This window comes from Novosphingobium lentum NBRC 107847 (assembly GCF_001590965.1).
GTDB classification, from domain to species: domain Bacteria; phylum Pseudomonadota; class Alphaproteobacteria; order Sphingomonadales; family Sphingomonadaceae; genus Novosphingobium; species Novosphingobium lentum.
This window is the reverse complement of sequence record NZ_BCTW01000005.1, coordinates 54,891-78,661: the sequence shown is the minus strand read 5'-3', so window position 1 is coordinate 78,661 and position 23,771 is coordinate 54,891. Positions and strand designations below refer to the sequence as shown.

Here is a 23,771-nt window from a genome sequence, read left to right as displayed (position 1 = left end):
CTCGGCCACGGCGTCAGACCCGGTCGGCGCAGCGTTCTATCCAAAATGGCGGCAATATGCGGTGCGACCGCGTGCGGCATTGTCAGCGGCGATGAGCGCTCCGGTCGATCGCAGGACCGTCCTCGCCGCGAGCGGGTCCTCGACGCTGGCGTTGTGGTCGGCAGGGGCGGCCTGTGCCACGCCGCCGACCGAAGCACCGCGGGCGGGCGCGATCATGGATGTGCCCGTGGCCGTGGACTTTGCCCGGGTGCACGTGCCGGATAGCGTCACCATGATCCGCACCGGCGGGCATCACATCCCGGGCCTGGGCGGCGCGCTGTATGTCGCGAATGCCAGCCGCGCGGGCGACCTGCCCGCGCTCCAGAGCGCCAATGGCCGGCGCTTCGTGCTATGCGAGGACGAATTGCGCGCGATCCGGCCCGAAGTGCTGGGCGCGGAAGGCAATTGCACGGTCACGGTCGATGGTGGCAGCGCCCGCTTCACCGGCGCGGACGACAGCGCCGCGATCGGCGAGGCGATGCGGATCGCGATGCAGTTGACAGGCTGCGTCGTGCTGTCGGCGCGCAAATACCGGCTGGGCAATGCGCTGCCGCCGATCACCTGCGCGATGGCGCTGGTCGGCGCGGGTTCGCTCAAGACCTGGCTGATGTTCGATCCGGGCGCGAGCGGCGATGCGATCAGCATGGTCGAAACCTGGCTGGGCAAGGACCCGACCGAGATCGGACCGCACGCCGCCGTGGTGGCGATGCCGCAAGGCCAGTCGACCGGGGTGACGCTCGGCGGCTTCACCCTGTCGGGCAGCCGGTCGGCACTGCGCCCGCAGAACGGCATTGTGCTGTACGAACGCAACGACAACCTGTTCATCTCGGACGTGGAAGTGCGCCATATCAAGGGGCGTGGCTTTGCCTCGGGCCTGTCGCGCCGGTCGCCGCCGGTTTCGCTGCTGCGCGAAAGCCGCATCGATCGCCTGCAGGTGCGCCGCTGTGGAAACGCGGGCGCCGGGCTGCCCGCGTTCGAACTGTCGAGCGACGGCTATCGCCCGGCCGACGATGCCAGCAACAACCTGAGCATCACCGACTTGCTGGTGATCTACTCGGCGGGGCGCGCAGTGGTGCTGGAAAACCGCAACGCGCATCAGGACATGCGCTACATTGCGATCACCGGGATGTTCGTCGAAGGGGCGAGCGAGGATCTGGTGACTGTGCGCGGCTCGATCGCCAACCTCGATATCCGGGGCATGGACCTCAATGGATCGCGCGGCGAAAACATCGCCGCGCTGCGGTTTTCCGCATCGCCGCAGGATGCCGTGCCGCGCCCGCCCCGGATGTGCATCATCGCCGGCGCGCTGGGCCCGGTCACCACCGGAATCGTGGTGGACCAAGGCAAGGACCTGCAGTTCTCCATCACCCAGAACGGCGCGCAATCGGTGCATATGCGCGTGGGCGCGGGGTGCACCGGCGCGGTGCTGTGCGATGGCCCGGGCGTGCGCAACTGGCGCTGGGACATCGCCCCGACGGTGCAGCCATACGTGGCGGTCGCGCCGTTGCGCCGGGTCTGGTCGCTATCGACGCTCCCCGCCGCATCGACCATGCCCAACGCCACCGTCGTGCTGCGCGATGGCGGCGACGGCAAGCCCGCGCTGGCGTTTTGCGACGGCCACCGCTGGCACATGGTCGCGATGGAGCCGGTCGCGGTCGCCGCCGCCGGGGCCGGGATCAAGGCGCCATGAGCGCCGAGCCCGACCGACCGCAACCCGCTGCGAACCGGCTGGTCAGCGTCGATGCCATTCGCGGCATCGCGGCGCTGTCGGTCGTCATGGGCCATTCACTGGAAGAAGCGATCCGGCTGCTGCCCGGATCGAGCGCGGTGCGCGCCGGCGTATCTGCGGTGGTGGTCGAATATTGCAATTTCGGGCGGATCGGCGTGGTCGCGTTCTTCCTGGTGAGCGGGTACGTCATCCCGTTCAGCTTTTCGCACCGCAACCCGTTGCGATCGTTCGTGATCGCCCGGTTCTTCAGGCTGTATCCGGCGTATTGGGTCTCGATCGCCGGGGCCATCCTGATCGCGCTCATCCTCGGCAGCCAGCGCCCTCCGCCTGCCATGATCGCGGCCAATATCACGATGATCCAGGCGGTGCTGCACCAGCCCAATCTGATCGGTGTCTACTGGACCCTGTTTTACGAACTGGTGTTCTATGGCCTGTGTTTCCTCGCGTTCACGGCCAAGTGCCTCGAATCGCCACGCTACCTGCTGGCGGTGGTGATCGTCCTGTGCCTGCTGGGTTCGCTCTCGGCCGGCGCGCGGCAGGCCGGACTGGCCCACGAACCCCCGATCGGCCTGTTCGTGTTCCTGGCGATGATGCATCTGGGCACGCTGGCGCGACTGTCGGATCGCGGCGACGGTGCGATGGCCACGCAGTGCTATCGCGGCGGCCTGCTGATCGTGCTGCTGGCCGCCGGCCCAATCGTTTCGGTCGGCTTCATCCAGCACGCCAGCAACGAGCGGATGATTGCCGATGTCACCGGGCTTTACGCCGGTCTCGCGCTGTTCCTGCTGCTGCGATCACGCCCGGCCGTGGCCACGCCCGAGACCCGGTTCCTGGGCAAGATCAGCTACTCGCTGTACTTGTTCCATCCGCTGTGCCTTGTCATTGCCGTGGCCGCCGCGACCAGGATTGCGGCACCGTTCGATGCCGTGTTCGTCGTGCTGGCGATCCCGCTTGGCGCGATTGCGGTGGCGGCCCTGGTCCAGCACCTGGTGGAAGCGCCGGCCAACCGCTGGGGCAAGGTCGTGCGCCAGCGCGTGCTGGGCGCATGATGGCACGCGCGGCAGCTTTTGCGGACCTTGTCGCCCGGCCCGGCCCGGCGGGACGGCCGCTCTCAACGGGATGGGGCGCCACCCTGGCAGGCCGGCATGTCGATCACGGCGATCTCGGGCGGAACGCCCAGCCGGACCGGCGGTCCGCTGGTGCCGACGCCGGACGTCACCAGCATGCGCTTGGTGCCATGGCGGTACAGCCCGCGCACATAGCTTTCGGCCGGCCAGCCGCCGCGAAACCCCAGTGCCGCCGCCGCGCGCATGTACACCCGGCCCAGCGGCAGGGAGAGCCAGGGCAGGAATTGCCCACCATGCGTGTGGCCGGTGACCAGCAGATCGCCGGTGGTCCCCATGCGATCGAACATCGCGGGCTGGTGCGCCAGCCAGATCCGGCGCGCGGGCGGCGGCAAGTGGCCTTCGGCGAGTTTTGTCCGGTAGCGTTCGTCGGCCAGTACCGGATTGGCGGTGTTGGAGATCAGCTCCTCGGTGCCGAGCACCGCGACTTCGGGCGTGACCATGGCATCGTTGTGCAGCACGGTGATGCCGACCCGCTCCAGCGCAGCGCCGATGGCCACGCGATCGCGGATCCAGTCGTTGTTGCCCAGCACGGCCACCGTGCCGAGCCGGGGATGCAACCGCGCCAGCGGGGCGAACGCGACGGACAGATCGATCGGATCGTCGCGATAGGACGGCGCAAGGTAGTCCCCGGCCAGCAGCACCAGATCGGGCTGCTGGCGATCGATCGTGTCGACCATGGCCGCGATGGTCGCCGGCGGCGTGGTGCGCGGCGACACGTGGAGATCCGAGACCACCGCGATCCGCAGCGCCTGCGGGGGGCACTGCCCGGCCAGCGGCGCGACGGCATAGCGCACGACCACCGGAATCGCCTGTGCCTCACGCCGGCCGATCCACCACGCGCAGGCCGAAACGGCCAGCACGATCAACCCAACCGCTGCAATGGTCCGCTTGCCTGCCAACATCGGCGCATGGCTACACGTTCGGCGTGGCAGGTCCAAGACAGGACTTTGGCGATGGGGCATCCCGGTTGCTTCGGGACCGACCACGGCACATCTGCCGTCTCCGCCGCGCAGTTCGGACGTTCTGCGCGATGACCGATCCGCAGGCCACTCCGGCACCGCCCGCATCCCGGCCTTCGCAAAAGCTGGAAGCGATCCAGCTGCTGCGGGCGCTGGCGGCGGGCGTGGTCGTGCTGGGTCACCTGATGGGCGGGCTGGTGCTGTTCTGCGCCGGGCACGGGTGCCAGTTTCACCGGCCGGGCTTCCCCACCGGCGCCGGGGTCGACCTGTTCTTCGTGATTTCGGGGTTCATCATGGTCGTGGCCAGCGGTCGCCTGTTCGGGGCCGGCCACGGCGCGCGCGAATTCCTGCTGCGGCGGCTGATCCGCATCGTCCCGCTCTACTGGGGCGTGACGGCGCTCGCGCTCGCGCTGACCGTCGCGGGCGGGCACCATGCGCTGCCGTCGCTCCCGGCCATCGCTGCGAGCCTGTCGTTCGTGCCGTACGATACCACGGCCCGCGCCGACGGTTTCGCCTTTCCCATCGTCGATCTGGGCTGGACGCTGAATTACGAGATGATGTTCTACCTGCTGTTCGCGACATTCATCGCGCAAGGCCGCGAGCGCTGCATCGCGCTGGTGACGGTAACGCTCGCCCTGCTGATCGGCGCAGGACTGCTGTTTGCGCCGACATCGGTGCCGCTGCGGTTCTGGACGCAGCCCATCTCGCTGGAATTTGTCGCAGGGATGTGGATCGCGCGGGCTTACCTGACCGGAAAGCCGGCGCTCCCGGTCGCGCTGCGCCTGGCGCTCGGCGTGCTGGCGATCGGCTGCCTGGCGTGGAACCCGTTCACCGCGCTGCATACGGTGACGACGCCGAACGGATTCTATCGCGTGATCGGCTGGGGGCTTCCGGCCGCCACGCTGCTGCTGGCCACGATTTCAGGTACGGTCGCCTTGCGCGGACCGGTCGCGCGCGGCCTGGTGCTGCTGGGCGACGCCTCCTACGCGCTCTACCTGCTCCACCCGTTCGTGATCGTGACCGCGCTGAAAGCGGCAGCGCGCTGGCCCCGGATCGCCACTGGCGTGGCGCCGGTGTTCCTGGCAATCACGTTCGCCGCAGCCGCCGGCGCGGCCATTGCGGTGTTCCTGATCGTGGAGCGACCGGTCTCGACCCGCCTGACCGCGCTCCTGCGCCGCCGCGCGCACCAGCCCAGCCCTTCCCCCACCAACGCGATTGCACCCGAATGGTAGCTGCCTCGAATTCCTTGCCGATGCCCCGGCGCTTGCCATCGCGCAGGGCGTCCTGGGCCGCATGGCGCACGTCACGCGCGCGGCAGCTGGAAGCGGCCGTGCTGGCCCTCGCGCTCGGGGCCGGTTGTGCGCTGTCTGCGGCGTTCGTCGCGCCGACGTGGTCGTATGTAGCCCTCGCCAACTACGTGTGGATGGTGGCGCTGCTGGCGCGGGTCGAACGCCAGGGCGCGGTGCTGCTCTCGCCCTGGATGGTGGTGCTGGGCTCGACGATGCTGGCGCTGGTGGGGATAGAGCACGGTTTCCCGATGTTCGAACTGGCGCTGGGCGGCACGCCGGGGTTCTGGTCGAATGCGCTCAACATCTACACGGCGGTGTTCCTGATCGCCTTTGTGCCGGTGTTCCGCATGATTGCCGGCGCCGACCGGCATCGCTCCGGCCCGCTGACCATGCTCTACGAACGGTTTGCCGATGCGACCACGCTGCTGGTTCTGGCGGCCATCGCCGTGATCGCGCTGGCGATGATCCGTCGCGGACTGATTTCGGGCTTCCCGCTGATCGAGGGAAGCGACCGTTTCGCGTTCCGCCGCTTTGCCGCCGACAAGGTCACGCTTTACGCGCTCAACTTCAAGTTCGCGCTGGCCTTCGCCATGGGTGTGGTCACGTTCTGCCTGCCCACACGCCCGTTTCTGCGGGCGACGACGATCGTGGCGTTCACGCTGCTGATGGCGCTGTACTTCCTGTTCGGCGACAAGTTCTTCACCCAGATCGTGGCGATCATGGGGTTCGTCGCGCCCGCGCTCTATACCCGCCGCCGGGCTGGATCGGCCGCGCGGACCCCGGCGGTGCTGGCGATCGCCGCGGTGGCGCTCGCGAGCGTTTCGGCGGTGACTTGGTACATCTATTCGGATGGCGGCCGGCAGACCCCCGCCGCCACGATAGAACGGCTGGGCGGGCGCATCGTCGGGCAGGGCGAGCTGTGGTACCTGCAGGCGCGGATCGGCGCGCCGTTGCTCGCCTGGGACAACCAGCTGGTCGACAACACCGTTGCCGCGCTTGCGGTGAAGAACGTCGATCTGTTCGCGGTCGAGAAATCGATCGGCCCCAGCTATTTCTCCAACCGCTATGCGCCCGATTACCTGCGGGCTTCGCTGCACCGCAATGCCGGGCGCGTTACCTACACCGCTGCGCTGGCCCCGGTCGGGCTGGCGGCATTCGGCTGGATAGGACTGGCGGTGCTGATGGCGATCTGCGGCGCGATCATGGCGCTGGTCAGCGCCTATCTCGCTTACGCCATACGTTCCAAGTCCGTGCTCAGCGCGCTGTTCTCGGCTTACGTCTTCACGCTGGTGATGGGCGGACTGGGCCAAGCCGCGCCATGGAATTTCATGAGCCTGTTCGCACTGAAGTGGCTGGCGGTCATCGCGCTGGTGGAACTTGTGCTGGCGCTGGTCGGTCGCAGCCAGGTCCGCTGACGCTGGATCGACGCGGGCGCGAAACGATCAGGTACGCGCCGATGCGGCGACCCGGGTCTGCGCCCGCCACTGCCTCAGCCAGACATCGAGCGGCCGTTCGATCCAGCGGTTGATCGCCAGCGACACCGCGATGGCCACCAGCATCACGCCGACGATGAACAGCCATGGCGCATCCGGCAATCCCAGCCGAGGCCACAGCAGCGTCGCCGCGCGGATGCTGAACGGGTGCGAAAGATACAGCGCATACGACGCATCGCCGGCGCGCCCCTGCGCCCGATCGAGCCATCCGCGCCACCGCCCGGCCGCTTCGCGCGACGGCTGGCCCGCCACGCCAGCGAAGATCAGCGCGGCGGGTATCCCTGCGAAAACCGCGCGGTCGACGTGGCCGGCCAGACCCGACGCGCGCAAGCCTGCCGCCAGCGTCAGTCCGCCCAGCACCAGCAGCCATCCCTGCCAGTACCCCGCGCGCCAGCCGTGGCGATAGGCGATGGCAATGGCGATCCCGGCCAGGAATTCGGCCACCATGCCCTGCCCCCAGAACACAACCGCCAAGGGTACGCCGGACACCATGCGTGCAGCGGCCATCATCAGCACCAAGATGACGCACAGCAATGCCAGGCCGGTGCGGCGCGGCCACGCCAGCGCGATGGCGAACACGACGTAGAAATAGACTTGCAAATTCAGGGCCCAGCCCAGCTTCAGGATCGGCACGACCTGTCCGAATGCGTTCGGCCAGGGGATGAACAGGAACGACGCCACCGTCTGGACAACCGTCAGCGGCCCGCTGGCAACCACCTCGCCCGACGTCAGCGCAACCAGCAGCACCAGCACGGTCGCGCCGAAATAGAGCGGCGCGACCCGCATCAGCCGCCGCCGGATGAACTGCAGGCTGGCGCGCGCGCCGCCGCCGAAATCGTCGCCCGCGATGTAGTACATGATGAAGCCCGAGATCACGAAGAAGATGTCCACCCCGATCCCCCCGTCGATCAGCGTGAACCGCGCAAAGCGCACGCCGGGCATCAGATTTTCACCCACTTCGCGCTGGAGATGCGCGAACAGCACGGCGAACGACGCAAAGAACCGCAGCGCCTGTATCCGCCCGAGATGGGTTTTGCCTGCGGTCATCGCGTGATCCCCAGCGGCATCATATGTCCGAGCCCAGGACGGCGATATGGCCGGCGATTTTCGCGCGGAACGACCACAGCACGACCAACACGACCGCGGCATAGACCGCGACGCCGGGCAGCCAATGCCGGATATCGGCGGCGGTATTCCCGAAATAGAATTTCGTGAACGCCAGGCCCAGCCCGGCCGCGACCAGCCCCGGCAACAGACTGCGCCCGATCTCGCACAGGCCGATCCCGCACCATTTCGAGATCACGACGATGTTGAGCAGGTTGGCGACCAGCGAGGTGACCGAATAGGTGATCATCATCACCGCCAGCCCGAACTGCACCGAAAACACGAAACTGGCCACCATGCTTCCGGCCACGCCCAGGCTCAGCGCCATATTGGTGCGGACCAGGCCGCGATCGACCAGCACGGTGCCGCAATACGAGGTGATCGACTGCAGCGCGCCGGCCGGAGCCAGCACGGCCACGGCAAAATACAGCCCATCCCAATGCGACGAATAAATGCGCTGGATCGGAAAATCCGCGCCGAAGATCAGGAAGGCCATCATCGGGAAAGTGATGGCCGACGTGCAGCAGAACACCGCGAGGATCACGGCGTTCTTCTTGGCGTCATCGCTGCCGATCTTGCGCAGCGACGACAGCAGCACGCCGCTCACCGGCCAGGTGATCAGCACCAGCGGCAGCGTCATGAACTGATACGCCAGCCCGTAAATCCCCAGGCTGGCAGCGCCGAGATATCGGCCCACCAGGATGTTGTCGATGTTGCGGGCCAGATAGATCACCAGGTTCGACATCAGCACCCAGCCGGCGACGTGCAGCAGTGGCTTGAGGATCCTGAACGCGAAATTCGGGGTGAAATACGTTTGGCCGAGGAAGGAAAACAGCAGGAACCGCGAAAGATTGAGGCACAGCTGGTAGTATATTATCGAATATATTCCCACGTTTTCAAAGATGCACCACGTCACGACCGCAACCGCCAGACCCAGCGAAAACAGTTCCACCCCGGCGATCGCATTGTACCGCAACGCGCGTTCCAGGAAGGCGCGCGGCGCCGACGTCCAGATCGTGAACGCGGCAACGAAGCCGAACCCCTTCAGCACCGAAGTCAGTCCGGGCAGGCCGAACGACGTCTCGAAAAATCGGGACGATGCGAACAGCGCCGCGCCCCCCGCCATGCCGACCACGACAAAGAACACAAAGGCCGCGCCCGCTGTCCGCCGGTCAATTTCCGGGTGGCGCACGATGGCGCTGATCAACCCCAGATCGGTGATGATCATGATGAACGTCATCAGCGGGATCGCGAACGAAACCAGCCCGAACTGCGCGGAATCGACCGATCGCGCGACGACGAACGAGATGCCGAGCGTCGCCGCCGATCTCACGGCATTGACCGCCGCCATCGATGACATTTTTTTCAATATCACAATGTCAGCCGATCGATTTTGCGCGATGTTTACGAACGTTTATCTGCGAACCCCGCACAACACTGCGCAAGCGCATGAGCGCTGTATTACTCAAAGGCAATATAGTTGCACATTGTTATAGTACAAACTGCTTTGTTCTCACAATCAATACCATTGTATTTTTTGCGGACACATCTACGCTGACGGCCAACGTGCATTTGATTGGATCCATTTGCAAGGCGTACAGGACTCCGAAATGGTGCAATCTCCCCTCCCGTCCGACACCGCGGACGCGCCCGCGCTGGCTGCGCATCCGGACGCGGCGACCGGCATTTGCGGCGTGATCGTGACGTACGGCAGCCGTTCGAACCTGCTGCAGGGTTGCGTCGAACGCATCGCGGCATTCCCCGGGCTGCGCTGCATCGTCATCGTCGACAACGGCAGCGTCGTTCCGGTCAGACCATCGCTGTTCGACTGCAAGATGCGCCTCATCATCGTGCGGCTCGAGGACAACAAGGGCTCGGCGCAGGGTTTCGCCAGGGGCATCGCCATGGCCGCCGGCCAATCCGACTGCAGGTTTCTGGCCATTCTGGACGACGACAACTTTGTCGAACCCGATTATCTGCCGGTGCTGCTGGATCGCTTCGCGCAATTGGGCAACAGCGACGACATCGTGCTGTGCGGCTTCCGGCAGGACCGGCCGCACTATGCCGATCTGCTCGCGGACGGATCGTCGGCAGAGCGTCATGCCAGCTCGTTCCTGGGGTTTCATGTCATGGCCAGCGTCGGTCGCCTGCGCCAGCGCCTTGCCGGGCATGTGGCAGCCGCAAAGTTGCCCGCACCAACCCGCGAGATCGCAGCGGCGCCCTACGGCGGGTTGTTCGTGACCGCCAACGCCGTGCGGCGCGCCGGCTTGCCGCGCACGGATTTCGTGATCTACGGCGACGATCATGAATACGCCGGGCGATTAATTCAAAATGGATGCAAGATTCATCTGATCGGCGACGCCCGGATCGAGGACGGCGATGAATCGTGGAATCACGCGCCGCCGCAGGGATCCGCGTGGGCTTGCACCGGCCCGGACGGGTTCCGCCAGTACTATGCCGCACGCAACCACGTGTATCTCGACCGGCACCACGGCGGCACGGTTGTGCCCTTGTTCTACGCCAACATGCTGCTGTTCGCGGCCAAAGTGCTGGTCGATGACCTGCGTTTTACCCGCAGCATCGGCGCGACGTGGCGGCGGTTGCAACCGTTCCGCAGCGGTGTGCGCGACGGGCTGCGCGGCCAGCTGGGCGCGAATACCGCCTATCCGCTGCCCGGACGCGCGCGCTGATCGCCCATCCGCGATGAAGGCGTCGGGCTGCCCCGCGTCGGCGCATCGGCGAGAACCGCCGCAGCCAGCCGCCGCGCACTTTCCTCCCAGGTAAACGCTGCGACCCGCCGGGCCGCCTGCGGCGCGAGAGCGATGCGCATCGCCGGGTCATCAAGGTGCTGTTGCATCAGGCTTGCCAGCGCGGCGGCGTCGTGCGGGTCGAAGTAGCGGGCCGCGTCGCCACAGACTTCGCGTGTTACCGCAATGTCCGAAACGATGGCGGGGCAGCCGCGCGCCATGGCTTCGAGCGGCGGAATGCCGAACCCTTCGTACAGGCTGGGGAAAACCAGCGCCGTGGCGTGGGCATACAGCGCCGCGATCTCGCCATCCGACCTGCCCGATGCCACGACCAGCCCGGGCAGGCTGTCCGGGGCGGCACCGCCGAACACGCCGCGGTCGAGCGAGCCCGCTATCACCAGCGTGGCATCGGTGCGCGCGAGCCGCTTCCACGCGGCCAGCACGACCGCCAAGTTCTTGTTGGGCGCTGGCGTGCCCACGCACAGGAAATAGCGCCCCGGCCGCAAGCCGAGATCGTCGAGCACGTCCGGATCGGGATCGCCGCGCTGCAGGTGATCGCAACCGTTGGGCGCCAGGAAAATCGCGTCGCGCCGCAGCCCGAGCACATCGGCCAGTTCCCTGCGCGAGAATTCGGACACCGTGCCGATCCGCGCCGACAGCGCCGTCAGGCGGGCCAGCGCCTTGTGCAGCGTGCGGTAACGCCAGCCGAAGTTGGCCGGAGTGCGGAACACCGCCGCGTCGTGGATCACCACCAGCTTGTCGCGATGCACCAGCGGCGCGGAATTGCCCAGGTTGACCAGTCGCGCAGCTTGCGTCGCGCGCGGCAGGTCGATCTGTTCCCACACGTGGCCCCCACGCGTTCCCACCTGTTCGATGGCGATCCGCGACAAGCCGAACGCGGCATCGTATCCCGGCGGCACGATCAGTCGCCAGCGGTGCCGATCCAGACCATCGCGTCCTTCGGCCACCAGCCGATCCAGTGCGGTGACGATCTCGCGCCCGTAACGCTGGACGCCACTGAGTTTCTGTGTGAGAAATCGCCCGTTGATTGCGATATCGATTTGGCGTGACGGGTCGAATGCCAATAGTTTATCCATCCAATTTGGATTAATTACGATTCGGATATTGCACCTTAGCTCGCTTTACCCGCCGGCATCTATCGGCGGTGCGGAAAAAGTGGCGGCCATGGTGGCGCAGGCACAGGCTGCTGCGGGCCATGAGGTGTTTGCCACATCGCTGACGCGCGAACCGCAACCGGCAGGCCATCGCGCGGGCGTGGCGACACGGCCCCTGCCCTCGCGCAATCCGCTGTGGATCGCGGACAGCGCGAACTATCCCGCGCCCGTCCGGCTGGCCAACAAGGTCGCGACGATCTTCAATTTCCGCACCGCCGGGCAGTTCGGCGCGCTGCTCGACGATGTCCGCCCCGATGTGCTGCACACGCACTCGATGGTCGAACTGCCCGCCAGCGTGTGGGATGTGGCGCGACGGCGCGGCATCCCGATCGTCCACACCCTGCACGATTACGACCTGCTGTGCGTGCGCGCCGCGTTGTTCAAGGACGGGCGCAAGTGCGAACCGCGCCACCTTGCATGCCGGGTGCTGTCCGCCGCCAAGCACGGGCCGCATCGCAGCATCGATCTGGTCGCGGCGGTGTCGCAGACGGTGCTCGACAAGCATCTTGAGCATGGCCTGTTCACGCATCTGCCGCCCGAACGACGGCACGTCGCGTGGAACCCGGTGCGGTTCGATGCGCCGACCGCGCCGCGCACCGGGCGCCAACCCGGTGCGGCGTTCAGGTTCGGCTACCTTGGCCGGGTGGTGGAGGAAAAAGGCGTTGCGGCGCTGATCGCCGCGTGCCGGTTGCTGCCCGCGCAAGGCTGGTCGCTGACCATTGCCGGCGAAGGCCCCGACCGCGCGCGGTTCGAAAGCCTGGCGCACGGCCTGCCGATCACGTTTGCCGGGCAGGTCGATGCCGCATCTTTCCTCGCCGGGATCGACACGCTGGTCTGCTTGCCGCTGTGGGACGAGCCGTTCGGCCTCACCACGCTGGAAGCCTACGCCGCCGGATGCCGGGTGATCGGCACCACGCAAGGCGTGATCGGGCAGTTCGTGGCGCGGGTCGATCCCGGCTGGACCGTAGTACCCGGCGATGTTGCGGCACTGGCCGCCACCATGATCCGCGCGATCGAGGCAGACACGACCCAAAATGCATCCATTTTGAACTCAACAAATCGCCTTCTGCAAGAACTCCAGCCGAATATCGTGGCCGCGCGATATATTGTGTACTACGAGCAACTTCTCGCAAGTGCAGCATAGATTTCGTGCAGCGTTATTGATTCGCATTGCAGTCGCTTCAAGGCAGGATTTTTCGATGCGCGTTCTGCATCTCAGCATGCTTTACCCGCCGCACATCCTGGGCGGGGCCGAAAAATCGGTGGCGATGCTCGCCGAAGCGCAAGTCGCGCTGGGGCACGACGTGGCCGCGGCCTGCACGACGCCCGGCCCGTTCGAAAAGCAATCGCGCCACGACGTGACCGTCTATCGCATGCCGCACGAAACCAGTTTCTGGGCGGAGGAATGGCCGCAGCACAGCAAGCTGGAACGCGGCTGGCGCAAGTTCGCGCAACAGTTCAACACCCGGCTGCGCGATCATTTCGGCCGGGTGATCGACGATTTCCGGCCCGATATCGTCCACACCCATTCGATGGTCGATGTATCGACCACGGTGTGGCAGGCCGCCGCGCAACGCCATCTGCCGATCCTGCACACCTTGCGCGACTACGACCTGCTGTGCGCCGATGGATCGATGTACCATGACGGCGGCGGCTGCGGGCTGAAATGCAAGGTGATGACCTTCAGCAAGGTCGGTCGCCACCGCTTGACCGAAGGGGTTGCCGCAGTCGGCCAGGAAACGCTCGACATCCACCGGCGCGCCGGCTTTTTCGACCACCTTCCTTCGCGCTTGCAGCGCGTGATCTGGAACCCGGCGGTGGTCGATGGCGCGGGCCAGGGCTATGTCCGGCCTTCGCGCGACGGCGCGCCGTTCACCTTCGGCTATCTCGGCCGGATCAACGAGGAAAAGGGCGTCGGTACGCTGATCGACGCCGCACGCCTGCTCGCGCCCGGCAACTGGCGCGTGATCGTGGCGGGCAAGGCCAACAACGCGATCCAGCCGTTTGTCGATCGGGCGGCGGGCCTCGCGGTCGAATTTCCCGGGTTCGTCGATCCCAAGGCGTTCTTCGAAGGCATCGACGTGATGATCGCCCCGTCGATCTGGGCCGAACCGCTACCGCGCACCATCCTGGAATCCTATGCCATGGGCGTGCCCGCCATCGGCGCGCGATCGGGCGGGATTCCCGACCTGATCGGGCACGACAATCCGGCCTGGCTGTTCGACGGCGGGAACGCGGCGGACCTGGCGCTGCGGATGCAGCATGCGCTGAACGCGGGCCGCGATGCCCTGCCGGGCAAGGCCGAATTCGGCCACGTCCTGCGCGAAACGCAGCCTGCCATCGTGGCGTCGCGCTATCTCGATTTCTATCGCGACGTGATCGGCGCGCGCGCCGGATCGAACCCCAATGCGAACCCCAGCGCGAACGGCACTGCGTACGCCGGCGCGGCCCACTGACGGCGAAACCCGCAATGCGCATCCTGCACGTGGCGGAATCGATCAAGGGCGGCTGCGGGACCTATCTCAACCAGATCGTGCGCTGTCAGCTGGTCGATCCCGCCATCGCGGCGGTCCGCACGATCCTGCCCGAAGCCCATGCCGGGCAGGTGCCGGATATTCCAGCGTCCGACCGGGTGCTGCTCGACCACCCAGGCGGCCGGTCGGTGCGGTCGATTGCGGCGCTGCGCCGGACCATCGCCGAACAGATCCGCGGGTTCGAACCCGACTGCGTCCATCTCCACTCGACGTTCGCAGGCCTTGCCGGGCGGCTGTGCGCGCGCCCGGCGCTCGGACCGGTTCCGATCGTCTATTGCGCGCACGGCTGGGCGTTCGACATGGAGCGATCGGCGTTGCGCAACCGCGCAATCGCGCTCGCCGAACGCCTGCTGTCGCGGCGGTGCGACCGGGTCGTGGCGATTTCGGACTACGAGCGCAGGCGCGGTATCGCGATCGGCATCGCGCCCGATCGCATCGTGACCGTGCTCAACGGCATGGCCGACATCGCGCCACCGCCGCCACCGGTCCCCGGTCCGATCCGGCGCGTGCTGTTCATCGGACGGCTGGACCGCCAGAAGGGCATCGACGTGCTGTTCGCAGCGGTGGACGGCTTGGCCGATCGCATCGCCCTGCGCGTGATCGGCACCACCGTGGTCGGCGACCAGCCGATCGATCCCGCACCGGCGGACGGCGTGACGATGCTGGGCTGGTGCGACGAAGACCGCATCCGCAGCGAACTGGCGTGGTGCGACGTGGTCGTCGTGCCATCGCGGTGGGAAGGGTTCGGACTGGTCGCGGTCGAGGCGATGCGATCGGGCCGCGCGGTGATCGCCAGCGACGTCGGCGGCCTGCCCGAAGTGGTCGACCGTGGCGCCACCGGCCTGCTCGTGCCCGTGGAAGACCCGCAAGCGCTGCGCCACGCGCTGCTCTCGGCCAGCGACGCGCAGATCGTCGCGATGGGCCAGGCCGGGCGGCAGCGCTTTCTCGACCGGTTCACGATCGACCGGACGGTGGACGGGCTTTCGCGCGTCTATGCACAGTCCATCGCCAACCGGACCTGACGCCGGGCGCGGCGGCAACGGGGGCGGTTACGATGCGGGCGGGCGGTAGCCGGGCTGGTATTCGATTCGCGCCTGCTTGCGCAGCGCGGACAGCTTCTGCTGCAGCTTGGCCTGCCTGATTCCGGCGACAGCGACAGCGGTACGGTCCTGCGCCGCGGTCGGCGTGTCGCGCGACTGAACCACCGATATCACCTCGACCGAGCCTGCCCCGACGTTGGCGAGGGGATAGCCCGGCGCGAGAGCCACGATCTGACGGTAGAGCGGTGCGGCCAGCTTGGCCGTGTCCACCGGCGCGCGCGCGCGATCGAACGCGACCTTGCGCCCAGCCAGGAATGCGGCGATCTGGTCGGTGGTGCTGAACGGCGCCAGCGACCTGGCATCGAAGCCGTCGCTGCCGATCGCAATCCGGTCGATCAGCAGTTCCTTGCGACCATCGAACATCTGCGGGTTGCCGGCGATGAACGCGGCGATCTCCTGCGCGGACGGAGCCGGCATCGCCGCGCTCCATCGTTCGGCCATGGCCTGTGCCAGCAGCACTTCGCCGAGGCGTTCCTGCTGCAGTTGGATATCGGGCGTCCGATCGAGTTTGAGTGCCCGTGCCTCGCGGACTGCCAGCTTGCGGTCGATCACCGCTCCGAGCAGGCCGGGCAGTGCGGCATCGACATCGCTGCCCGCCGGCAACCGGCCGACTTCGGGTTCGGCGGCTACCTCGCGGCGAGTGATCTCGATTCCATCGACGCTGGCAACCACCTGCCCGGCCGGCTTGCCGGGACTGCAGCCGCACAGGCATGCCGCCCCCGCAAAGACTCCCGCAGAGACTAACGCCCAGCGCCCGGCCGATCCCATAACATCACGCATCATTGGACATTCCCCCCAAACCATCGCCGCGCGGCTCGCCCGGTTCGCCCTGACCAAACACGATCGTGCGCCCGAGCGGGCTGAGGCGCGCTGCCAGCTGGCGCATGAAATCTTCGGCTGCCGCCAGCCCGGCGGCCCGGTCGGACGTGGGCACCGACAATCGCACGAGAATGCCGTCGGGCATGCGGCCAGCGAAGTTCTCGCGCGCGACCAGCAGGCTCTGGCTGGTGCGGTCCTGCGGGAAATGGCGGCCGATCCGGCTCCAGAACAACACCTGTTCGACGTAACCGTTGGCACGCCGCGCGGTGAGCACGCTGGCGCCGATCGCCTGCGATCCGGCCGCGAACCGGACCGGTTCAGGCTCGGTGATGCGGAAGCCTTGCTGCGGATAGCATTCGTCGGGTCGGTGCAGTTCCAGGCTGAGGTTCTGCACGCTGCCGTAGGCGAGCAGTGCAAACACCGGCAGCTTGCCCGGCGCGGCATAGACGCGGGTGAGCACCTCGTCGTAAAGCCGGTCCGAAAGTTCGTCGCGCGGGGGGACCACCAGCCCCGAGGCGGTGACGAAGCGGTAGTCATCGAGCACCTTGGGGATCGCGGCGGAAAGTTCGCCATGCGTGAGCCGTGAAAACATCCGCCGGGGCCGCAGCATCACCGAGGTGACTGTGGTTGCGACCATCATGTAACCGATCAGGATATCGCGCCGCGTCAAGGTCACGCCGTCTGTGCCTGTGCCGGTGCCTGCTCCCGTGCGGGTGCCCGCGAGGGGGCCGGTGCGCGCCGCCGGGATGCGAGGAAGGGCGCCAGCAGCGCGTCGACGCCGATCAGTGACAGCAAGGCTATCGCGAAAATGAGCAGGCCGGCAATCTGGTGGAACACACCTTGCCCCGCCGCCTCACCAAAATGGTACGTCAGCAACAACAACAGCACGACGCGGACGATATTGGCGAACAGCGCGATCGGCACCATCACCAGCGCCAGGACAGCGGCGTGGCGCCATGTCGATCGATGGAGCAGATACACGTAGAACAAGCCGATCGCGGTCAGGCTGACCACCGAATTGAGGCCCGAGCACGCCGCCGCCACCACCAGTTCGTACGGCCCGATGAACAGCACTCCGCCGTCGTACGCGACCGGATAATGCAAGGCACCGAGCAGCGCGATCGATGCCTCGCCGACGAACCCCTTGAGCCCGTGGGTCAGCGGTATGACCAGGTTGTCGGGCGGCGGGATGACGAACGCCAGATACACGACCGGCGCCCACAGTCGCAGCAGTTGCCGCCACCCGAAGACGTAATACAGCAGCGCGACCAGCGCCAGGTAGATGCCCAGCAATTGCAGCCATTGCTTGACCGTGACCGCCGCGGTGATCGCAAACAACCCGCAACCGGCAATGGCCACGATCGCCAGCGGCAGCGCGAACCGGTCGCGATGCCGCCGCATGCCGTCCGATTCCAGCCAGAGCAGCCACAAGCCGGTCGCAAAAACGATCGGCCCGGCGGCACCTTGTTCGGTCGACCAGTAGTTCTGCGCCAGCGCGACGAGCCCCGGTGCGGCCATGACCACCGCCGCCAGCAGCAGCACCCAGTTGCGCCGCAAGTCACGGATGCGATCGTGCGCCCCCGGACCCTTGAGCAACTCCGCGCGGGAAACCAAACCTTTGGCAGTTGCAACCATCGCGGCGTATTAAGTCAAATTGGAAGTATCTTCATCACAATTCATGCGAATACTCCAAAATGGATCAATAGAACGATGGCAGGCGTGGTCTGGCATTGCAGATCACTACTTTCCGAAATGACCCGAATAAGGATTCTAATGGCAACCTCAAGCGATGTAACGGAATTCCACCGTTCGACACTGGATGTCATCGCAGCCCGGTGGCAGGGCGAGCCTGCAATAACCGGCGCCGGATCGGTTGTATCGCCGGGTGCCAGGCCGTCCCATTCTGGCACCAGCCAGGGCCGCCGACCGTTCCGGCTGCGCAAACGACGGGTATCGGCCGATCACCACAACCCGTCGCCGATGCTCTCCGCCTAACCCGTCAGCCGCACCACCCCGACATGGAACGCCGCGACGAAGCGTTGCGCCAGATAGTCGTGACCATAATCGCCAGGGTGCGTGGCATCGCTCGACGTCGTCACGTCGCTGTTGCCGATGCCGGTCGTCGCACCCGCATAGCCGGTGCCGGTCTGCCACGGCACGAACCCGGTCACGCTGGCGTCCTTGTTCACCGGGATGAACATGGCGAAGTTGTCGGCCCATTCGGCGAAAGCTTCCTTCAGCGCCACGTCCTGTTCCAGAGTGTCGGCATTGGGCCCGCTGCGCCCGCCGAACCCGCACACGATCACGAACAGCGCGTTGGGATACAGCGCCCGCGCGGCCGTCCATGCCGCCTTGGCATTGGTCTTGAACGTGGCGCGGATCGTGGCATTGCTCGAAATCGCGGCGCGATCGTTGTAGCCGTTGGCGAACATCACGAGGTCGGGATTGCTCCACGGCACACCGGCCCGGCCCCAGCCCCGCGTGGCATCGGTGATCTGGTCCACCTGCTTGCGACGGATAGCGCCGCTGTCGTTGGTGTAGCCGGTCGCACCGATGGCAAGATTGAACATCCGCGTGATGCCCAGGCGGCGCTGCGCGATTTCGGTCAACCCTGCCGGGCGCCATCCGCTGTACCCTTGCCCTTCGGTAAAGCTGTCGCCGGAAAAGATCGCGGTCACGTCCTGCCCGCGCGGATAGTTGACCAGCGCGGTCGGGCCGACCGCCACGCTGGAAAACTGCATCTGGTTCGATCGGCCTTCCACGGTGATCGTGCGCATCTTGCGGCTTGCGAACGTCAGTTTGACGAACCGGCCCAGCCCGCCCCCTGCCGCCGAAAGGTCGGTCACGGTCTTGCTGACATAGGCGCCATCGACGATGAAGCAGTACCCGCGCCCCACGCTGGAATTGCGGAACAGCGCGAACTCCACCACATCGGCATCGGTGTCGAACGTGATCGACGCCGACCCTTGGTTGTCTTCCGCATCGGCGGTCCAGCCGGGCAAGTCACCACCCGCCGATACGCCGTTGCCGATCTTGGTCACCGGGAACACCCAGTATGTCGCGGTATCGGTGCGGACCGTGGGAATCCCGCCCGAGGTGCGGAACACGCCGGGGTTGCTGGCAAAGGTGTAGATCTGCGTCAGCGCGGCGGTCGCGGTGGCCGACGTCGCGATGGTGGGCGGCGCAGCCATGACCGGCGCATCTTCGGGATTGGCGATCGCGGCCGCCGACGCCGCCGCGCGCAGCCGCGAGAGCAGCGCGAGCCGTTGCCGCAACTTGGGCGTCATGCCGCCGATTCCGCCTGAAACTCTGGACATTGCTCAGGCCTCCGCGACAATGTTGGCGGCTGTCGTGCCGGTGGCGCGCACGAACTGGACCCGGACGGCGATGTAGCTGGCGTCGGGCAGGTTGCGATAGGTGACGTCGCTGGCGCCGCCCACCCCGCGCAGCACCACGTCCCCGCCCGATCCGACGTAAACCCCCTTGGGGATGAACGGCAGCTCGACCGTATCGCTGGGGGTCACCGCGTAAGGCGCACGCGATGGAGATATGGTTGTGTCCGATTGGTAGGCAAATTGCTCGGTCATCGCTGCCGTCCTTGCTGGGTGGGGATGGGATGGAACGCCGGCCACCGCTGGTGACGGGCCACGGGAACTGTCGTGGCATATATGCCGATATGGCGATTATTGTCAAGTTGATTTTACCTATTTGGTTCGTTCATCGCCACGTCGGTGGTCCGGGAATTTCGCTTGCGAATGTTTACCGGGACTTTACCCTGCGGCGTTAACTACGTTGGGGGTAGCGCGCCGATCGACTGCGGATCGACACGCAGGAGAAGTAGGCCGTGTTCCACTTTCGCGATTTTCGGTCTGCATCGCCGCCGCCCGGCGTGCCCGACGACGATTCGTCCGGCGACAATGCTTCGGAAAACCCCGGCCCTTCCGGAAATCCGGCCGTCGCGGCCCCCGGCACCGCAGCTTCGGACGCCGCGCGCGGCCCGATGCGCGCACCCAAGGGGCTGGTCATCGGGCTGGGTCTGGGCTGCCTGGTGTGGCTGGCGATCGCGATCGTTGCGTTTACCGCATTCTGATCCGGGGGGTCCGATCCGGGGCCTCCGATCCGGGACTGGCGACCGGCGATGCCCACCGGCGCCGCCTTTCAACCGCGCCGCATAATCCGCCGTTCCCGGATTTATGTGTTGCGGTGCAGCATCAAATGACTTCTACTCCGACGCATGATCAGAGCCGGATTGTTCCACCAGACGCGCTACACCTACGATCGCCCCGTGCTGCTTGGCGCGCAAGTGATCCGGTTGCGCCCAGCCCCGCACAGCCGGACCGCGATTCCCAATTATTCGCTCAAGATCGAACCCGCCAACCACTTCCTCAACTGGCAGCAGGACCCGCACGGTAACTGGTTGGCGCGGATCGTGTTTCCCGAACGGATCAGCTTCTTTTCGGTCACCGTCGACCTGATCGCCGATCTCGACATCATCAACCCGTTCGACTTTTTCGTGGAGGAAGGCGCCGAAACGGTTCCGTTCACCTACGACGCCACGCTGCGCGAAGACCTGACCGCGTACTTCGATCCCGAGCCGGGCGGCCCGCTGCTCGATTCGCTGGTAACCGAATTCGCCGCCTTTCGCGGGCGCACGATCGATTTCCTGGTGGCGGTCAACCAGGCGCTGCAGCAGCGCATCGGCTATGTCACGCGGATGGAACCGGGCGTGCAGACGCCCGAGGAAACGCTCGAGCTGGGCACCGGATCGTGTCGTGACAGCGGCTGGCTGATGGTCAACCTGGCGCGTCGGCTGGGCTATGCGGCGCGCTTCGTCTCGGGCTACCTCATCCAGATGAAGGCCGATATCGAGCCGGTCGAAGGCCCCAAGGGCCCCGAAGCCGATTTCACCGACCTGCACGCCTGGGCCGAAATCTATGTGCCGGGCGCGGGCTGGATCGGGCTCGACCCGACATCGGGGCTGTTCGCCGGCGAAGGCCACATTCCGTTGGCAGCGACCCCGCACTTCCGCTCTGCCGCCCCGGTTTCGGGCGTGGCCGAACCGGCAGAGGTCAATTTCCACTTCGAGATGCACGTCTCGCGCGTGACCGAAGCGGTGCGCATCACCAAGCCATTCACCGATGCGCGCTGGGACGCGCTGCTGGCGCTGGGCACGAAAGTGGACGCCGACCTCGTCGCGCAGGACGTGCGCCTGACGATGGGCGGCGAACCCACGTTCATCGCCGCGGACGACCCCGAGGCGGGTGAATGGAACGGCGACGCGGTGGGGCCGACCAAGGCACTGTATGCCGATCGCCTGATCCGCAACTTGCGCGCGCGGCTGGCACCGGGGGCGCTGCTCCACCACGGACAGGGCAAGTGGTATCCGGGCGAAAGCCTGCCGCGCTGGGGCTATTCGCTGTACTGGCGCACCGACGGCCAGCCGCTGTGGCACGACGTGAACCTCATCGCGCCCGATCCGGCTGCGCCTGCGGCAAAGTCAGACGCCGAACCCGCGACGCCATCCGGCCCGATTGATGCGACGGTGGCCGAAACCTTCCTCGAAGCGACATCGATCAGCCTTGGCATCGATACAGGTTATATCCTGCCGGTGTTCGAAGATTCCACGAAATGGATCGAGCGCGAGGGCGAGCTGCCGGTCAACGTCACGCCCAATGATCCCAAGCTCGACGATCCCGAGGAGCGCGCGCGGCTGCTGCGCGTGTTCTCGCGCGGATTGTCCAAGCCGGTGGGCTACGTCCTGCCGATCCAGCGCTGGCAGGCCGCCGCCAAGGCCGATCCGCGCTGGAAAAGCGAGCAGTGGACCGTGCGGCGCGGCGCGTTGTTCGCGGTGCCGGGCGACAGTTCGCTCGGCTATCGCCTGCCGCTGGGCTCGCTGCCGTACGTGCCGCCGTCGGACTACCCCTACATCCATCCGCGCGTGACGACCGATCCGTATGCGCCGCTGGCCGACCATCGCTCGCAGGCGCCCGAAGTGGGACGGCAGGAGATCGAGGCCGCCACCCCGGGCGCGCCCGGCGCGCCGCAACGCTCGGAACGCGTCGCCGCTGCCGAGGGCAAGCAGCAGGAAGTGGTCGAGCAGGAAATCATCGAAGGCGCGGTCCGCACTGCGCTGACGGTGGAACCGCGCGACACGTACCTGTCGGTGTTCATCCCCCCGGTCGAGGCGATGGAGGATTTCCTCGAACTGGTCGCGGAAATCGAACAGACCGCAGAGCGGCTGGGCATTCCCGTGCGCATCGAAGGCTATCCGCCGCCGCCCGATCCGCGCATCAACCTGCTGAAAGTCACCCCCGATCCCGGCGTGATCGAGGTCAACATCCACCCCGCGCACGATTGGCCGCAGCTGGTCGATATCACCACGCAGGTTTACGAAGCCGCGCGCGAATGCGGCATGACCGCCGACAAGTTCATGGTCGATGGGCGCTCGATCGGCACCGGCGGGGGCAACCACATCGTGCTGGGCGGCGCCAGCGTCACCGAAAGCCCGTTCATCCGCCGCCCCGACCTGCTGAAAAGCTTCGTGATCTACTGGCAGCGCCACCCCGCGCTCAGCTACCTGTTTTCCGGCATGTTCATCGGATCGACCAGCCAGGCCCCGCGTATCGACGAGGCGCGGCACGAAAGCCTGTACGAGCTGGAGATCGCGCTGAGCCAGGTGCCCCCACCCAGCGCAGACCCCGACCAGCCGCCGCCGTTCCCGTGGGTGGTCGACCAGTTGTTCCGCAACTTGCTGGCCGATGTCACCGGCAACACCCACCGCACCGAAATCTGCATCGACAAGCTGTTTTCACCCGATGGCCCGACCGGGCGGCTGGGGCTGGTCGAGTTCCGCGGGTTCGAAATGCCACCCGAATCGCGCATGAGCATTGCCCAGCAGCTGTTGCTGCGCGCGCTGACCGCGCTGTTCTGGCGCGAACCGCAGGAGGGCAACCTGGTGCGCTGGGGCACCGGACTGCACGATCGGTTCCTGCTGCCGCATTTCGTGTGGAGCGACTTCCTCGAAGTGCTCGATGACTTGCGCCGGGGCGGTTACGATTTCGATCCGCAGTGGTTCGAGGCGCAGCGCCAGTTCCGCTTCCCCGTGCATGGCGAGATCGAGGCCGGCGGCGTGCTGCTCGAAATCAGCCACGCGCTCGAACCGTGGAACGTGCTGGGCGAAACCGGCGCGATCGGCGGCACGGTGCGCTATGTCGACAGTTCGACCGAACGCCTGCAGGTGCGCGCGCGCGGCCTGATCCCCGGCCGCCACATCATCGCCTGCAACGGGCGGCAGGTGCCGATGCACCCCACCGGCGTTTCGGGCGAAGGCGTGGGCGGCGTGCGCTACAAGGCGTGGACGCCATCGAGCTGCCTGCACCCGCTGCTGAAAGCCGACGCGCCGCTGACGTTCGATGTCTATGACAGCTGGAACGGGCGCTCGCTGGGCGGCTGCATCTATCACGTGGCGCATCCGGGCGGACGGTCGTTCGATAACGTGCCGATCAACGGGTACGAGGCGGAATCGCGGCGCAAGGCGCGGTTCCAAGGCTATGGGCATACCCCCGGGCCGGCCGCGAAACCCCCGGTCGAAATCGCCGGGGATTTCCCGATGACGCTCGATCTCAGGCGCCCTGCGCGGATCGGATGAACCGCGTT

19 protein-coding genes are annotated in these 23,771 nt (G+C 66.6%); 10 read left to right on the top strand and 9 right to left on the bottom strand.

All coding sequences use genetic code 11. The features are described from left to right. Positions 1-91 precede the first annotated feature (91 nt). Together NL2_RS21390 and NL2_RS21385 are read left to right on the top strand one after the other, a co-directional pair. The gene (locus NL2_RS21390; RefSeq protein ID WP_068072786.1) at positions 92-1,729 is read left to right on the top strand and encodes a hypothetical protein; all 1,638 of its coding nucleotides are present in this window, start codon (positions 92-94) and stop codon (positions 1,727-1,729) included. Continuing rightward, positions 1,726-2,817 carry an acyltransferase family protein gene (locus tag NL2_RS21385; protein WP_068072784.1) on the top strand — a complete coding sequence of 364 codons (1,092 nt, stop codon included), beginning with the start codon at positions 1,726-1,728 and terminating at the stop codon, positions 2,815-2,817. Before NL2_RS21390 ends, NL2_RS21385 begins: the two co-directional genes overlap by 4 nt. Before the next feature lie 62 nt (positions 2,818-2,879). On the opposite strand, the gene NL2_RS05485 is transcribed toward NL2_RS21385, so the two are convergent. After that, positions 2,880-3,794, bottom strand: coding sequence for a metallophosphoesterase (locus NL2_RS05485; protein WP_169799473.1), 915 nt, complete (start codon positions 3,792-3,794; stop codon positions 2,880-2,882). A gap of 131 nt (positions 3,795-3,925) precedes the next feature. On the opposite strand from NL2_RS05485, the gene NL2_RS05480 reads away from it, so the two are divergent. Both NL2_RS05480 and NL2_RS05475 read left to right on the top strand, forming a co-directional pair. Then, positions 3,926-5,086 carry an acyltransferase family protein gene (locus NL2_RS05480; protein ID WP_068072775.1) on the top strand — a complete coding sequence of 387 codons (1,161 nt, stop codon included), beginning with the start codon at positions 3,926-3,928 and terminating at the stop codon, positions 5,084-5,086. 98 nt (positions 5,087-5,184) lie between these two features. Continuing rightward, positions 5,185-6,558: a DUF6418 domain-containing protein gene (locus NL2_RS05475; protein ID WP_157083046.1), complete on the top strand. Its 1,374-nt coding sequence runs from the start codon at positions 5,185-5,187 to the stop codon at positions 6,556-6,558. Between the two features lie 27 nt (positions 6,559-6,585). On the opposite strand, the gene NL2_RS05470 is transcribed toward NL2_RS05475, so the two are convergent. Beyond that, positions 6,586-7,683, bottom strand: coding sequence for an acyltransferase family protein (locus NL2_RS05470; RefSeq protein WP_068072768.1), 1,098 nt, complete (start codon positions 7,681-7,683; stop codon positions 6,586-6,588). 19 nt (positions 7,684-7,702) lie between these two features. Further along, the gene (locus NL2_RS05465) at positions 7,703-9,100 is read right to left on the bottom strand and encodes an oligosaccharide flippase family protein (protein ID WP_068072766.1); all 1,398 of its coding nucleotides are present in this window, start codon (positions 9,098-9,100) and stop codon (positions 7,703-7,705) included. Positions 9,101-9,350: 250 nt separating this feature from the next. On the opposite strand from NL2_RS05465, the gene NL2_RS05460 reads away from it, so the two are divergent. Further along, positions 9,351-10,430: a glycosyltransferase gene (locus tag NL2_RS05460; protein WP_068072764.1), complete on the top strand. Its 1,080-nt coding sequence runs from the start codon at positions 9,351-9,353 to the stop codon at positions 10,428-10,430. Here the strand turns inward: NL2_RS05460 and NL2_RS05455 are convergent. Next, on the bottom strand, positions 10,403-11,455 hold the full coding sequence (locus tag NL2_RS05455) for a glycosyltransferase family 4 protein (protein ID WP_169799472.1): 1,053 nt from the start codon (positions 11,453-11,455) through the stop codon (positions 10,403-10,405). The genes NL2_RS05460 and NL2_RS05455 overlap by 28 nt on opposite strands. A 61-nt stretch (positions 11,456-11,516) precedes the next feature. Between NL2_RS05455 and NL2_RS05450 the strand changes: the two genes are divergently transcribed. Genes NL2_RS05450 through NL2_RS05440 form a run of 3 tightly spaced genes read left to right on the top strand, consistent with a single transcriptional unit; the run spans position 11,517 to position 15,218 of the window. Further along, positions 11,517-12,806: a glycosyltransferase family 4 protein gene (locus tag NL2_RS05450; protein WP_281190726.1), complete on the top strand. Its 1,290-nt coding sequence runs from the start codon at positions 11,517-11,519 to the stop codon at positions 12,804-12,806. Positions 12,807-12,861: 55 nt separating this feature from the next. Continuing rightward, positions 12,862-14,118, top strand: a complete 1,257-nt coding sequence (locus NL2_RS05445) for a glycosyltransferase family 4 protein (protein ID WP_068072760.1) — start codon at positions 12,862-12,864, stop codon at positions 14,116-14,118. Positions 14,119-14,132: 14 nt separating this feature from the next. Next, entirely contained in the window at positions 14,133-15,218 is a 1,086-nt protein-coding gene (locus tag NL2_RS05440) for a glycosyltransferase (protein WP_068072756.1), read from the top strand. A 27-nt stretch (positions 15,219-15,245) separates the two neighbouring features. Here the strand turns inward: NL2_RS05440 and NL2_RS05435 are convergent, their stop codons facing one another. From NL2_RS05435 to NL2_RS05415, 5 genes are all read right to left on the bottom strand, one after another. Continuing rightward, complete coding sequence (locus tag NL2_RS05435) at positions 15,246-16,079, bottom strand: hypothetical protein (protein WP_157083045.1); 834 nt, start codon at positions 16,077-16,079, stop codon at positions 15,246-15,248. After that, positions 16,069-16,791 (bottom strand): exosortase C-terminal domain/associated protein EpsI, encoded by a 723-nt coding sequence (locus tag NL2_RS05430; RefSeq protein WP_157083044.1) that lies wholly within the window; start codon positions 16,789-16,791, stop codon positions 16,069-16,071. Before NL2_RS05430 ends, NL2_RS05435 begins: the two co-directional genes overlap by 11 nt. Then, the gene (gene xrtV, locus NL2_RS05425; protein WP_068072748.1) at positions 16,788-17,750 is read right to left on the bottom strand and encodes an exosortase V; all 963 of its coding nucleotides are present in this window, start codon (positions 17,748-17,750) and stop codon (positions 16,788-16,790) included. The genes NL2_RS05430 and xrtV overlap by 4 nt, the downstream gene beginning before the upstream one ends. Positions 17,751-18,106: 356 nt before the next feature. Then, entirely contained in the window at positions 18,107-19,432 is a 1,326-nt protein-coding gene (locus tag NL2_RS05420; protein ID WP_084355903.1) for an SGNH/GDSL hydrolase family protein, read from the bottom strand. 3 nt (positions 19,433-19,435) lie between these two features. Beyond that, entirely contained in the window at positions 19,436-19,702 is a 267-nt protein-coding gene (locus NL2_RS05415) for a spike base protein, RCAP_Rcc01079 family (RefSeq protein ID WP_068072742.1), read from the bottom strand. Positions 19,703-19,959: 257 nt separating this feature from the next. On the opposite strand from NL2_RS05415, the gene NL2_RS05410 reads away from it, so the two are divergent. Both NL2_RS05410 and NL2_RS05405 read left to right on the top strand, forming a co-directional pair. Continuing rightward, positions 19,960-20,205, top strand: a complete 246-nt coding sequence (locus tag NL2_RS05410) for a hypothetical protein (protein WP_068072739.1) — start codon at positions 19,960-19,962, stop codon at positions 20,203-20,205. A gap of 144 nt (positions 20,206-20,349) precedes the next feature. Next, complete coding sequence (locus NL2_RS05405; RefSeq protein WP_068072736.1) at positions 20,350-23,763, top strand: transglutaminase family protein; 3,414 nt, start codon at positions 20,350-20,352, stop codon at positions 23,761-23,763. The last annotated feature ends 8 nt before the right edge of the window (positions 23,764-23,771 follow it).